The sequence below is a fragment of the Priestia veravalensis genome (assembly GCF_001457055.1).
In the GTDB taxonomy this organism is placed as follows: domain Bacteria; phylum Bacillota; class Bacilli; order Bacillales; family Bacillaceae_H; genus Priestia; species Priestia flexa.
This window is the reverse complement of the sequence record NZ_KQ758674.1, coordinates 15,484-28,916: the sequence shown is the minus strand read 5'-3', so window position 1 is coordinate 28,916 and position 13,433 is coordinate 15,484. Positions and strand designations below refer to the sequence as shown.

The window sequence follows — 13,433 nt, the reverse complement described above, 5'->3', positions numbered from 1 at the left end:
ACTTGTTCCTTCTATTCCAGAAGCCTGTGATTGGAACGGAGGATGTGAGACTCCTACGGGATCAGCGAGACAGCTTGAAATCCCGCAGGAACGGAGTGACGAGGAAGTTCAACGCGAGCCCCGTGGAAAGCGAACAATCCGGAGTGAAAATCACAACTCGTTGCGTGCATTCTTACTACATCTCATATAAAAGGTAATAAACAAACCACAAAATATTCTACTTAAAATAAGAAATAACTTCCAAAACAAAAATGTAAGCAAAACACTTGAAAGTCAAAAAAGGTCAAAGTATAATGAACTCACAAAGGTCAAATATAGTCAAAGTCAAATTGACTAATTGATCAATGATTACATTCATTTAATCATTCTAAGGAGGTCTTTTAAATGATGTGTCAAAACTGTCAACAACGTGAAGCAACAATTTATTTAAACGTACAAGCTAATCAACAAAAATCACAATATCGTTTATGCCATACATGTTATCAATCATTAATGAAACAAAGTAAAATGCCGTCTGGATTTGGAGGTGGGCACTTCATGAACATCGATGATTTATTCAATCAATTAGCAAATGAACAAGCCATGAATCAATCAGCTCAGCAGCCTACTCCTCAGCAAAGAGGTAACGGGGGTGGATTCTTAGATGAATTTGGTCGCAACCTAACACAAATTGCAAAAGCTGGACTAATTGATCCTGTTATTGGACGTGACGAAGAAATTGAACGCGTCATTGAAATTTTAAACCGCCGTAACAAGAACAACCCTGTTTTAATCGGTGAACCTGGTGTAGGTAAAACCGCTGTTGTCGAAGGCTTAGCATTAAAAATTGCAGAAGGCGACGTTCCTTCAAAGCTCATGAACAAAGACGTATACTTACTAGACGTCGCTGCTCTTGTAGCAAACACGGGTATTCGCGGTCAGTTTGAAGAGCGCATGAAGCAGCTAATCGCCGAACTACAACAACGTAAAAACGTTATCGTATTCATTGATGAAATCCACTTGCTTGTTGGAGCGGGTTCTGCTGAAGGTTCAATGGATGCAAGTAACATCCTAAAACCAGCATTGGCGCGAGGTGAACTTCAAGTCGTAGGTGCCACAACGCTGAAAGAATACCGCGCTATTGAAAAAGATGCGGCTCTTGAACGTCGTTTCCAACCTGTGATGGTTCATGAACCATCTGTTGACGAAGCCGTTCAAATTTTAAAAGGCATCCAAAACAAATACGAAGCGTATCACAACGTCAACTTCACAGAAGATGCAATTAAAGCTTGTGTAAATTTATCACATCGCTACATCCAAGACCGCTTCTTACCTGATAAGGCCATTGACTTATTAGACGAAGCTGGCTCAAAAATGAACTTAAAAGCAGGTATCTCAAACAAAGACGATATCGATAAACGACTAAAAGAAATTGCTGTGGAAAAAGAAACAGCTTTAAAAGAAGAAAAGTACGAAGCGGCTGCCAAACTTCGCGATGAAGAAGCAAAACTTGAAAAGCAGCTAAACCAAGAACAAGATAAAGCTGAAGTTACCGTTGAGCATATTCAAGCAATCATTGAAAAGAAAACGGGTATTCCAGTTGGGAAACTTCAAGAAAATGAAGCTCACAAAATGAAGAACCTGTCAGCAAACCTTTCCGACAAAGTCATTGGTCAAAGCGAAGCTGTAGAAAAAGTTGCAAAAGCAATTCGTCGCTCTCGTGCTGGGTTAAAAGCTAAGCATCGTCCAATTGGATCTTTCTTATTTGTTGGTCCAACAGGAGTTGGTAAGACAGAGCTTACAAAAACTCTAGCAGAGGAAATGTTTGGCACAAAAGATGCGATGATTCGTCTTGATATGAGTGAGTATATGGAGAAACACGCGGTGTCTAAACTAATTGGCGCACCTCCAGGATACGTAGGTCATGATGAGGCTGGCCAACTAACTGAAAAAGTACGTCGTAACCCTTATTCAATCATCTTATTAGATGAGATTGAAAAAGCGCACCCTGACGTTCAGCATATGTTCCTACAAATCTTAGAGGACGGACGTTTAACCGATAGTCAAGGTCGTACAGTAAGCTTTAAAGATACTGTAATCATCATGACAAGTAACGCAGGTGTGGGAGAAAAGAAAATTACGGTGGGCTTTGAATCTGAAAATGCAGCTCTTAGACATGCATCTGTTTTAGATTCACTATCTGCTTACTTTAAGCCTGAATTCTTAAATCGTTTCGATGCCATTATTGAATTTAATCACCTTGAACAAGAACATCTGGTTAAGATTGTTGAGCTTATGCTTCAAGAATTAAAAGAAACGCTTAAAGAACAAAACATCGCCCTACAAGTTACAGATAAAGCGAAAGAAACACTAGCATCTCTTGGCTACCACCCGGCATTTGGTGCTCGCCCACTGCGTCGCGCTATACAGGAGCATGTTGAAGACCAAATTACTGACCTTTTACTAACGGATGAAGAAGTCAACGAGGTATTCATTGATGTCAATGAACAGCAAGAAATCCGCGTCACTTCTAAACTGAAATAATGAAAAAGGAAAAAGCGATTCCCTTGGGAGTCGCTTTTTTTCTATTTGTTTTATTGATTATCTTCTTGGTCATCTGTTGATTCGTCTGTTTCCTCTTCAGCTGGTTCCTCTGCCTCTTCTGTTGCATCTTGATCTTGCTCTTCTGTATCTTCTTCTACGGCTTCTTCCTCAACTGGTGTTTCTGCCGGCTCTCCAGTTGTTTCTTCCGCATCTTCCGTTTGTTCTTGATCTGTCATGTCTTCTCCCTCTTCTGCACTACATGCTGTCATAAGCGTAATTGCTGCAAATGCTCCAAATAATTTGACTAAGAAACTTTTACTCATCGTACCTGTCCCCTTTCAAATCAATTGAGCCACTATGTACGTGCATCAACATGGCTCTTGAGATGATTATAGTTCAAAAAAAAGGAAAAAAGAGCGTTTTTACAGTCTTCTAACAAACTCTTTACACTATGCTCATTTCTTTATATTTCTCATTCATTTCCTTTACAAAGTAACAAAAAGCGAGCCACTTCAGCTCGCTTTTCCTTACAATGATTGATCATCTATACTATTTAAATAAGCCTTAATCTCACCAACAACTGACTTTACGCAACCGTCTTCAAAAGGAGAAAGCAAATTGGCTTCTTTCACAAGAGAAGTAAACGACTTACTTCCACCCAGCTTACATAAGTGCAAATAGTCTCTCCATGCCTCTTCATGATTTTCATTATCTTTTTTCCAAAATTGAAATGCACAAATTTGCGCCAGCGTGTAATCAATATAATAAAATGGATCGTTATAAATATGGGATTGCTTTTGCCAAAATCCGCCGTTTTCAAGGTAAGCTTCCCCATCATAGTTTTTAGAAGGCATGTATTTATGTTCTAGCTTTCTCCATTCATTTTTTCGCTCTTTTGGCGTGAGCGTTGGGTTTTCATAGACAACATGCTGAAACTCATCAACTGCTACACCATAAGGTAGAAAAAGAAGGCCTGAGCTTAAATGAGTAAACTTATACTTTTGTGCGTCTTCTTTAAAAAAACTTTCCATCCACGGCCACGTAAAATACTCCATGCTCATAGAATGAATTTCAGCTGATTCATAAGTTGGCCAATAATATTCCATTACCCCAATATTTCGGCTTTGATATACTTGAAAAGCATGTCCTGCTTCGTGAGTTAATACATCAATATCACCTGAGGTCCCGTTAAAATTCGAAAAAATAAACGGTGCTTTATAACGTTCTAAAAACGTACAGTAGCCTCCACCCGCTTTGCCTTTCTTTGCAACTAAGTCCATAAGATTATTATCCATCATAAAAGCAAAGAATTTATCTGTTTCTGCTGAAAGCTCACTATACATCTTTTTACCTTTCTCAATAATCCAGCTTGCATCTCCTTTTGGGGTTGCGTTGCCTGTTTGAAATTCAAACGACTCATCATAATAGAGTAATTCGTCAACTCCAATACGATCTGCCTGTCTCTTTTTAAGTTCTTCTGCTAATGGAACAATTTCTGTTAAGACTTGCGCGCGAAATGCTTGAACCATCTCTGCGTTATAGTCTGTACGAGTCATACGTGCATACCCAAGCTCTACAAAATTTTTATACCCCAGCTTTTTTGCCATTTTTGTTCGTACTTGAACTAACTCATCATAAATCCGATCAAATTCATCTTCATGGTCTTTAAAAAATTGAAAGCGTGAAGTCGCAGCACTTTTTCTAGTTTCTCTGTTTGGTGACTGCATGAAAGGCTCCAGCTGAGCAAGAGTGCGTTCTTCACCGTCAAACATAATTTTAGCGGAGGCTATAAGCTTCGTATACTGAGAAGAAAGTCTGTTTTCTTGTTGTAAATCTTCAATGATAGACGGATGGAACGTTTTTAATTGGTTTTCAGCTAATGCAAATAGCTGCGTTCCTAATGCAGCCTCTAGCTCTTCGCGAAAGCTTGATGAAACAAGCGCTTCGTAGTATTGATGCATAAGCTCTTCATACAGAGGGTTGATTTCATCAAAATAATCCTGTTCGTTTTGATAAAACTCATCGTTTGTATCAATGGAATGGCGAATATAACATAAGTTGCTCATCGTACTATAATCTGTTCGCAACTCGTTTAATTCTTCAATCGCTTCGTACTGTTTTTCAATGGTTTTAGCTTCTTTTAAAATGCCAATGCTTTGTTTAAACTCTTTTTTCAGCTGATTTAAATCCGGTCTTTCATATGTATATTGATGAAATGTCACGTCTTTTTCCCCTCTCTTTTATAGGCTCATTTATGTACTTCGTGATGATTACATAATCTCCTTTAAACAATCCGCAATCGCTATTTTCTCACACAAAAAAAGCATCAAACCGATGCTTTTTTGCTTTATTCAGACGGCGTATACTCATCTGCATAGTGTCCAATTTTCTTTAGTAGCGAAATGGCTACTTCTTGCTCTTCACTTGTAAGAACAGATAAAATACTATGAATGCGCTTCTCATGATCAGGAAACATGCTTTCAATCATTTCTTTTCCTGCTTCTGTAATTTGCGCATACGTGACACGACGATCATTTGGACAAGCTACACGCTCTAAAAAGCTCTTTTTCTCTAGCTTGTCAATAACATACGTGATGCTACCGCTTGCTAATAAAATTTTGCCACCAATTTGCTGAAGAGGCTGTTTTCCTTTATGATATAAAAGCTCTAATACAGCGAATTCAGTTGGGTTCATACCGTGTTGTTGAATAAACTTATGAACATGCTCCATAACGGAACGATTCGCTCTTGATAGAACAATGAATAATTTTAAAGATTGATCTAATTCTTCTCGATTTACTGTTGAATCCATTTTTATCAGTTCCTTTTTTAATTTATCTCGATATCAAGATAATACTAAAATCTGGTTAAAAAGTCAACGAAGCAAGCTAAACAGTAGATTTCTTCTAGTTGTTCTACTACAATAGATATAATTAGATTAAAAAGGTGAAGCTTATGAAACCATCTCATTTATTTTTTAATTCAGCAATTGGTTCACAAAAACCAGAAACCATTGTAAATCGTCAAAATCCTTGTCCATTCTGTGATGTGGACTCCTTAACAGGCATTATTGAAAAAGAAGATTCAATTATTTGGTTAGAAAACAAGTACCCAGTTCTCCAAAATGCTTACCAAACTGTGATTATCGAAACAGATCAATGTCAATCAGAACTATCAGAATATCCAAAAGAGCATTTGTATAAACTGTTTTCGTTTGTCACTACTCGCTGGCTACAGATGATTGAGAGTAAAAAATATGAGTCCGTCTTATTCTTTAAAAATCACGGACCCATGTCAGGTGGTTCTCTTCGCCATCCGCATATGCAAATCATTGGATTAAAAACGTTTGATACAAGCTCAAATATTACTGAAGCACATTTTGAAGGCATCTCAATTCAACAAAATAAAGATGTCGAGTTTAACTTATCTACAAAGCCAAGAATGGGATTTTTTGAATTTAACATTGTGACATCGAATATTGAAGAACATAATAAAGAAGTAGCTGATTATATTCAAGCTGCTACTCATTATTTGCTTAATCATTTCCATCGTAGCTGCACGAGCTATAACCTGTTTTTTTATCAGTTGGATGATGGACGAAGTGCATGTAAAGTGATTCCTCGCTTTGCAACCTCTCCGCTGTTTGTTGGGTATGGAATCCCTCAGGTGTCAAACAAAATTGAAGAGATTGCAAAACAAGTTCACTCTCTTTATTTTTCAAAATAAGCAACAATGAAAAAAGCTTGAAGTAATGTTCTTCAAGCTTTTTTCATATGAGAATATGAAAGAAGTTCTGCTTTCGCGAAAGAATAAAGAAGATTATAATGAGTGTAGTAATGATGTGGAAAGATAGAAGAAAAAGGAGATTGTTATGACAGACGTACTTATAGGCAGTATTCTTTCTGCACTATCTACAGGACTTGGTGCTGTGCCAATTCTGTTTATGAATCAGGCAGTAACGCACCGTTGGAAAGACGTGTTGCTCGCGTTTACAGCCGGAATTATGATGGCTGCTTCAACAATGAGCTTAATTCCTGAATCCCTTGCAAGCGGAAGTTTTTATTCGTTAGCAATCGGGCTTTTACTCGGGGTCATGACGCTTACAATTTTAGAACAAAACATACCTCATATTGACTTAGAGCATTCTAAAACAGGGATTCAGTTTGACGAAAAAGCTTTATTAATTATTGCAGCAATTACGCTACATAACTTGCCAGAAGGATTATCAGTTGGTGTAAGCTATGCATCTGATGCAGAAAATACCGGAAACCTGATTGCTTTAGCCATCGGATTACAAAATGCACCGGAAGGATTATTAGTTGCTTTGTTTTTAGCACAGCAAAATATCAGTAAGTTCAAAGCATTTTTTATTGCAACATTAACAGGATCAGTAGAAATTATTACGTCACTACTTGGTTTTTATCTCACTAATTTTGTCGAGTCTCTTGTGTCGTATGGATTAGCATTCGCAGCTGGAGCAATGTTGTTTATCATTTACAAAGAGCTAATACCGGAAAGTCATGGAGATGGAAATGAACGCTTTGCAACGTATTCTTTCATCATGGGCCTATTATTTATGGTTTTTCTTATTAACTTCTTTTAAGGTACAAGTAGATATAGGGCAGATTCGAGCACAGCTTTGCTGCCCTTTTTTACGATTTTGAAAAAGACAAAAAGCGACTGATTGTTGCTGTAATGCTTGTCCGATCTTCTTCCTCACGTAACAGTTGTTTTTGATAAAGCGTTAAAAGTTGATCTAGCTCTTGACTACAGGTAATCGTTTCTTCACTTGATAAACCTGTTTTTCCACCAATCTCCACCATTTTTTGTCTTTTCCTCACAATTTGTATAAATAACGCTTCTGATTTACTTTGCTTTTTTAAACCAAACACAAGATCCTCTCCTATTAAAAGAAAAATTAGCCTATAACGCATTATTACAAATTCTACTAAATATGTAAATAGAGTCGCAATAATAGACATTTTTCTTATAAAGTTTTTTTAGCCTAAAGAAAGAAAGCGTTATCAACGTTGATTTCTCAACCTTTAAATTTTAGAAAAAAATTCCTCTTCGACAAAACATGCAAATATGACAACGCATCTACAAATTCTGCAACGTCTCCTTTAGACGATAAAACCGACGTGATAAATTCACGTCGGCCTCTGATTATGTCGCTTTTTGAGAAGCAATTTGAACCGCATCCCAAACGGTAGCAAAAGGCGGAGCATAGCTAAGATCTAGCATGGTTAATTGCTCGGTTGTTAGCCGTGCCGTAATGGCTGTTGCAAACACATCAATCCGCTTGGCTGCTTCTGACTTACCCATAATTTGTGCTCCTAGTATAATATGTGTATCTTTTTCATAGATAAGTTTAACCAACATTTTTGTTGCATCTGGATAATACGGCGTATGATTATAAGCGTCTACCGTAACCGCTTTATATTGAAGGTTTTCTGCTTTTGCCTCTTTTTCAGTAATTCCAGTTTTAGCAACTTCTAAATCCATAACTTTTAGGATGCTGGTACCAATGACACCTGGGAAATGTTTATCTTCTCCTCCTAGGTTTGCGCCTAAAATTCTCCCTTGCTTATTAGCAATTGTACCAAGTGAAAAATGAACTGGCTTTTTCAACACAAGATGGTAGCTGCTTGCACAATCACCTGCTGCATAAAGGTGCGGAACGTTGGTTTCCATTTTGTCATTAATGAGGATCGCACCGTTTTCGAGCATTCGAATGCCGTTTCTCTCTAAAAAAGATGTATTTGGCTTCACTCCCACATTTACAATAACAAGGTCTGCTTCATGCGTATTTTTATTGGTGCGAACCGCAGTTATTTTTTCACGGTCTGCAATTAACTCTTCTACTTCTTCATTGACATGAAAAGCAATATCATTTTTCAGCTCGCCCTGTATTCGTGTAGCAATTTCTTCGTCAAACATGGATAGTATATGATTCCCGCGCTCAATAACAGACACTTGCTTTCCTAATAGATGCATGGTCTCTACTAATTCCATTCCAATATATCCACCGCCGATAATCACAACTTTTTGTACATTTTCTTCTTTTAAATAACGATGGATGTTCGTACTATCTTCTAACGTCTTTAATGAAAAAACATTTTGAGCATCAATCATAAAGGGTGGCTTTACAGCTGAAGCTCCCGTTGCGATAATAAGCTCATCGTACGACACTTCTTGTGACTCATTTGTTTGATGATTATGTACAACAACATATTTCTTTATGTGATTCACTTCTTTTACTTCATGTTGAAGCTGAACCGTGATATCACGCTCTTTAAACTCATCAACTGTTCGAGCGATAAGACTTTCTTGCTCTTTCACAACACCTGATAAATAATACGGCATACCGCATGCACTATATGAAACATCTCGGCCTTTTTCAAATACAATAATTTCGGCTTCTTGATCTAAGCGACGCAGCTGAGATGCTGCACTCATACCACCCGCAACGCCTCCAATTACAATAATTCGCTTCATTTTATAGCCTCCTTTTTATTTGCATATTTCCCTTACTTTGCCCGATTTCAAACAAAAAAATTGCACGAAGATGACAAAGTCATCTCGTGCAATCTACCGTAATCATTTCTTTGAACGATAGTATGTAAGAGCTAAAGCCGCTGCAAGAACCGTTCCTTTAATAATATCTTGTGTATAATACGGAACATTTAACATCGTTAAACCATTTAAGAGAACGCCAATTAAAATAGACCCTAGCAGCGTGCCAATAATATTCGGTTTACCTGCTCCAAATACAGAGAAGCCGATATAGGCTGCGGCAACGGCATCCATTAGAAAAGGAGCTCCTGCATTCACTTCTCCTACCCCAATTCGCGCTGCTAACACAACTCCTCCAATCCCCGCTAGTAAGCTAGATAACACATAGGCATACATGCGGTAGCGGTTGACTGGAATTCCTGAAAGCCTCGCTGCTTCCATATTTCCACCCGTTACATAAAAGAATCGTCCGTATTTTGTATACGTGAAGAAAATATGTACAACGAGGACAGCAAGGAGCATAATAATTACTGGCACCGGAACTCCCAAAACATGTCCTTGTCCTAAGGCTAAAAAAGAAGGAATAAAGATTCCAGGTGCACGCTCTCCACTTTCTAAAGGCATATTCGTATAAATAGCCGATCCTTTCGTATAGGTTAACAAGATTCCCTGCACAATAAACATCATTGATAGCGTGGCTAAAATATCAGGAATTTTAACTTTCACGACAAAAAATGCATTCACAAGCCCTACAAGAAGTGAAGCTAAAATAGGAATCAACAATGCCACTAGCAGCTCTTGACGGTGCAACACAAGCATCGATGCTGATAGAATGGTTGCTAACCCAGCCGTCGAGCCAACTGATAAATCAAGACCATTTACAGTCAGTGAAATTGTCACACCTAATGCGATAAGCGTTACAATTGAAATCGAACGTAAAATATCGCTGATGTTTCCTGGAGTTAAAAAATTGGGTGAAGCAATTGAAAAAAAGATGGTGACTAATAAAATGGCTACTACCGTACCGTATTTTGTGACAAACTCCATCAGCTGTCCTGTTTGTTTCTTTGCTTTTACTTGTTCATTCACTAACTCTGCACTCATACCGTTCCTCCAGACGCGTAATAAAATAGCTGTTCATACGTTGCTTCTGCTTTCGATAGTTCTTTTACAATTTTCCCGTTATACATAACGTAAATTCGATCAGCCATGTTGACCAGTTCATCAAATTCACAAGTTGCATATAAAATGCCTTTTTGCTGTTTAGTTAGCTCATTCATTATTGAGAAAATCTCCTGTTTGGAGCCGATATCAATTCCTTTTGTTGGCTCATCAAATATATATACATCGGTCTCTTTTAAGAGCCATTTACCAATAGCTACTTTTTGCTGATTCCCACCGCTTAGCGTTTTTACTTTTTGCTCAACAGACGAGGCTTTAACACCAACATTCGCAGCAACACTCTGAGATGCTTCTTTTTGTTTTCGCTTTTGTACAAAAGACCATTTCGTAAAATCTTTTAAGCTTGGAAGTGACAAATTAAGTACAATCGATTCGTCTACTAAAATGCCTTCTTTTCGTCTTTCTTCTGGTATGAGAGAAAGCTTATTTTTAATATAGTAACGAGGAGAGCGATTTACTAAAAGCGGATGATTGCGCATTGATAGCTGACCCGCTGTTTTGTTCTCCAGACCAAATAAGCTTCGACATAGCTCTGTTTTCCCTGCACCGACAAGTCCCGCAATGCCAACAACTTCACCTTCTTTAACATGAAAGGTAATATCTTGTAGTACGTTTGGCAAAGACAACTTTTCCACACGAAGCAGTTCAGTTCCCACCGCTACCTCTTCACGTACCGACTCCTGCGCTACTTGCTTCCCTAGCATAAATGTAATCATTTCTTGCATTGTAGATTGCACAATTGCTTTTGTCACAACATGCTTTCCATCTTTTAAAACGGTGTAAACGTCGCATAGGTCGCTAACTTCTTGAAGGCGATGAGAAATATAAATAATACCCATGCCTTTTTTCTTTAAGTTCGTCACAACTTCAAACAAACGCTTTGTCTCATGTTGACTTAGCGGTGCTGTTGGTTCATCCAAAATAATATATTCCGCATCTTGTAAGATCGCACGAGCGAGTAATACCTGCTGCTTTTCTGCTAGCGTTAATTCCGATACATTCTTTTTAACGTTTAACGTTGAACCCAGCATAGCAAGCGCCTTTTTCGCTTCAGTATCATGTTGCTTCCACTTAACAATTGCAGGGCTACCTTTACTTGTTTGGCGGTCCAGCACAATATTCTCTGCCACCGTTAGTGATGGTACAAGCGCGACATCGACTTCTTGATGAACAATTGCAATACCTAAGTTTTTTGCGTCTTTTGGAGAACCAAGCGTAACAGAATGACCATTTTTGTAAATGGTCCCGGTATATTCTGAGTATGCTCCAGATAATATTTTCATCAGCGTACTTTTCCCTGCACCGTTTGCTCCCAGTAAAGCATGGATTTCGCCTTTTTTCACGGTAAAGCTCACATCTTGAAGCGCTTGAAATGATTCAAATGACTTTGCGATATGCTTCATTTCTAATTGTTCGATCGTCATCTGCCTTCTCCTCTACTCTTTTTGATTCCAAGCTTCTACAAACTCACCCACTTGGTCCATATTAATAGGCGCATCAGGTAAATCATCCTGAGTGATGAGCGTTGGGTTAAACGAGTAATATCTCGGTATGTCTTGTCCAGCAATTCTTTGCAGAACAAATTCCACTTGCTTTTCACCAATTGCTGCTGGATTTACCGCTGCTGATGCTTTCCATGGGCTATTTTCTTCTTGCATCATCTGCAGATCTTCATCCGATAAATCGACGCCGTAAACTTTAATTTCATCTCGGCCAGCTTCTTTAATTGCACGCGTAGCTCCTTTGGCGAATTCGTCCCAAGGTGCCCATACGGCTGTAATGTCGCCTTTGTTTGGATATTTTTTCAAGATAGCCGCCATTTTTGTTTGAGTATCTAGCGATGTATTAGATGTAGCGTTTCCAAATCGCGCTACTTCTTCTACGTCCGGATAACGTTCTAGCATTGCTTCATAAATGGTGTTTCGCTTTTCCATTGGCGCAAAACCACCAACAAAAATGTACACAATCTTTCCTTCGCCATTAATATCCTGCATCATTTGCTTTAAGCCTTGCAGCGCCAACATATAGTCATCTTGATCAATCGTTGTTACGCCGTCTACATCTAGCTCAACATCAAATGCAACAACGGGTATACCTTTTGCAACGGCACGCTTCACGCCAGGTTCCAACGTTTCAGAACGACCGTGCTTAATGATAATACCATCCACATTTTGATTAATTGCCGTATCTAAATACGCTGCCATTTTTGACTGATCGTTGTTGGCATCTGACACGGTAAGCTGAATACCTTGTTCTTTGGCAGCCGCTGTTGCACCGCTAATATACTGGGCTGCGTGCGTTCCCGTCGTAAACTCGGCAATAAGAGCGACTTTCGTATCTTTACTAACGTTTTTTGCTGTGAAATTCGCCTCTGTCTTTTGTTCTTCTTTGACTTGTGGCTTACTTGCCGCGTTTATATCCGGCTGTTCGTTTGTACATCCAACCGTAACGAACAGGACAAATAGCAATAAAATAAATGGGCTGTACCATTTTTTTACATATTTCATCTTCTTCCTCCATCTATTACTATTCTCATAAAAATAGTAAGAATTATTCCTAGCGCAATGAAGAGCAAGCGCCGACTTAAAGCTTTTATTGCTTAAGAAAATGCCGCTTCATCAAGAAGAGAAGCGGCATTTTCTTGCGTTAACCACGCATACATCCTGCTATTTTTCCTTGTCTACAATCTCAATTTATTCGTAGATTGGCACCCAGCCTTCTGTTGTAACAAAAATACGAACGGCTACTACTTTGCGATCTTCCATTAGTGTAAAATAATGACGCACATTTTCTGGAACAGAAATTAAGTCACCTGGCTCTAACTCGACATCAAAGAATGAACCGTCTTTTCCTTGAATGACGAAAATACCATGTCCACTGACGATAAAACGAACTTCGTCGTCCGTATGGTGATGCTCACGCTGAAAGTTTTTTAATAACTCTTCTAAGTTAGGTGTTGTATCTGATAACGAAATCACATCTTGTGCTTGATAACCTCGTCGCTCAGAAATATCCCTAATCTCTGTATCAAATGAAGCTAAGATTTCTTCTTTTTCTTCGTCTGTTAAATTAAATTTTTCACGCAGATTTTCAGGTAGCTTTGTAATATCCCAATTTTCATAAATGACTTCATTATTAGCTAAAAAACTTGCTACCTCTTCTTGATTTTCAATGCGTGCATCTGTTGCATGTAAACGAACGTTTGCCATATG

Annotated in this window: 13 protein-coding genes; 4 read left to right on the top strand and 9 right to left on the bottom strand. The window is 38.4% G+C overall.

The features are described 5' to 3' along the window. Together AS180_RS23630 and AS180_RS15890 are read left to right on the top strand one after the other, a co-directional pair. Nucleotides 1–190, top strand: a 190-nt coding sequence (locus AS180_RS23630) for a hypothetical protein (RefSeq protein ID WP_220387609.1), incomplete at its 5' end; no start/stop codon positions are given. 194 nt (nt 191–384) lie between these two features. Further along, on the top strand, nt 385–2,523 hold the full coding sequence (locus AS180_RS15890; protein WP_025908408.1) for an ATP-dependent Clp protease ATP-binding subunit: 2,139 nt from the start codon (nt 385–387) through the stop codon (nt 2,521–2,523). Nucleotides 2,524–2,573: 50 nt separating this feature from the next. On the opposite strand, the gene AS180_RS15885 is transcribed toward AS180_RS15890, so the two are convergent. From AS180_RS15885 to AS180_RS15875, 3 genes are all read right to left on the bottom strand, one after another. Then, the gene (locus AS180_RS15885) at nt 2,574–2,846 is read right to left on the bottom strand and encodes a hypothetical protein (RefSeq protein ID WP_025908407.1); all 273 of its coding nucleotides are present in this window, start codon (nt 2,844–2,846) and stop codon (nt 2,574–2,576) included. A gap of 204 nt (nt 2,847–3,050) precedes the next feature. Next, nucleotides 3,051–4,745: a M3 family oligoendopeptidase gene (locus AS180_RS15880; protein WP_062687136.1), complete on the bottom strand. Its 1,695-nt coding sequence runs from the start codon at nt 4,743–4,745 to the stop codon at nt 3,051–3,053. A gap of 125 nt (nt 4,746–4,870) precedes the next feature. Continuing rightward, a complete protein-coding gene (locus AS180_RS15875) occupies nt 4,871–5,335 on the bottom strand; it encodes a MarR family winged helix-turn-helix transcriptional regulator (protein WP_025908405.1) in 465 nt (154 codons plus the stop codon). A 143-nt stretch (nt 5,336–5,478) separates the two neighbouring features. Between AS180_RS15875 and AS180_RS15870 the strand changes: the two genes are divergently transcribed. Beyond that, nucleotides 5,479–6,249 (top strand): DUF4931 domain-containing protein, encoded by a 771-nt coding sequence (locus tag AS180_RS15870; protein WP_025908404.1) that lies wholly within the window; start codon nt 5,479–5,481, stop codon nt 6,247–6,249. Nucleotides 6,250–6,394: 145 nt separating this feature from the next. Further along, nucleotides 6,395–7,126, top strand: a complete 732-nt coding sequence (locus AS180_RS15865; RefSeq protein WP_025908403.1) for a ZIP family metal transporter — start codon at nt 6,395–6,397, stop codon at nt 7,124–7,126. 49 nt (nt 7,127–7,175) lie between these two features. Here AS180_RS15865 and AS180_RS15860 read toward each other — a convergent pair whose 3' ends face one another. The 6 genes from AS180_RS15860 to AS180_RS15835 form a co-directional block, all read right to left on the bottom strand. Beyond that, nucleotides 7,176–7,415, bottom strand: a complete 240-nt coding sequence (locus AS180_RS15860; RefSeq protein ID WP_025908402.1) for an aspartyl-phosphate phosphatase Spo0E family protein — start codon at nt 7,413–7,415, stop codon at nt 7,176–7,178. A gap of 274 nt (nt 7,416–7,689) precedes the next feature. After that, a complete protein-coding gene (locus AS180_RS15855) occupies nt 7,690–9,021 on the bottom strand; it encodes a CoA-disulfide reductase (protein WP_062687135.1) in 1,332 nt (443 codons plus the stop codon). 102 nt (nt 9,022–9,123) lie between these two features. Then, a complete protein-coding gene (locus tag AS180_RS15850) occupies nt 9,124–10,143 on the bottom strand; it encodes an ABC transporter permease (RefSeq protein WP_025908400.1) in 1,020 nt (339 codons plus the stop codon). Next, on the bottom strand, nt 10,140–11,645 hold the full coding sequence (locus AS180_RS15845; protein ID WP_025908399.1) for a sugar ABC transporter ATP-binding protein: 1,506 nt from the start codon (nt 11,643–11,645) through the stop codon (nt 10,140–10,142). Before AS180_RS15845 ends, AS180_RS15850 begins: the two co-directional genes overlap by 4 nt. A gap of 12 nt (nt 11,646–11,657) precedes the next feature. Beyond that, entirely contained in the window at nt 11,658–12,728 is a 1,071-nt protein-coding gene (locus tag AS180_RS15840; RefSeq protein ID WP_025908398.1) for a sugar ABC transporter substrate-binding protein, read from the bottom strand. Nucleotides 12,729–12,914: 186 nt separating this feature from the next. After that, nucleotides 12,915–13,430 carry a 1,2-dihydroxy-3-keto-5-methylthiopentene dioxygenase gene (locus tag AS180_RS15835; RefSeq protein ID WP_025908397.1) on the bottom strand — a complete coding sequence of 172 codons (516 nt, stop codon included), beginning with the start codon at nt 13,428–13,430 and terminating at the stop codon, nt 12,915–12,917. Nucleotides 13,431–13,433: the final 3 nt, after the last annotated feature.

Bases quoted from the DNA above. Each gene is read 5' to 3' on its own strand.
- AS180_RS15870 (WP_025908404.1), top strand. From the start codon at position 5,479: ATGAAACCATCTCATTTATTTTTTAATTCAGCAATTGGTTCACAAAAA.
- AS180_RS15845 (WP_025908399.1), bottom strand. From the start codon at position 11,645: ATGACGATCGAACAATTAGAAATGAAGCATATCGCAAAGTCATTTGAA.
- AS180_RS15885 (WP_025908407.1), bottom strand. From the start codon at position 2,846: ATGAGTAAAAGTTTCTTAGTCAAATTATTTGGAGCATTTGCAGCAATT.
- AS180_RS15835 (WP_025908397.1), bottom strand. From the start codon at position 13,430: ATGGCAAACGTTCGTTTACATGCAACAGATGCACGCATTGAAAATCAA.
- AS180_RS15850 (WP_025908400.1), bottom strand. From the start codon at position 10,143: ATGAGTGCAGAGTTAGTGAATGAACAAGTAAAAGCAAAGAAACAAACA.
- AS180_RS15855 (WP_062687135.1), bottom strand. From the start codon at position 9,021: ATGAAGCGAATTATTGTAATTGGAGGCGTTGCGGGTGGTATGAGTGCA.
- AS180_RS15890 (WP_025908408.1), top strand. From the start codon at position 385: ATGATGTGTCAAAACTGTCAACAACGTGAAGCAACAATTTATTTAAAC.
- AS180_RS15875 (WP_025908405.1), bottom strand. From the start codon at position 5,335: ATGGATTCAACAGTAAATCGAGAAGAATTAGATCAATCTTTAAAATTA.
- AS180_RS15840 (WP_025908398.1), bottom strand. From the start codon at position 12,728: ATGAAATATGTAAAAAAATGGTACAGCCCATTTATTTTATTGCTATTT.
- AS180_RS15865 (WP_025908403.1), top strand. From the start codon at position 6,395: ATGACAGACGTACTTATAGGCAGTATTCTTTCTGCACTATCTACAGGA.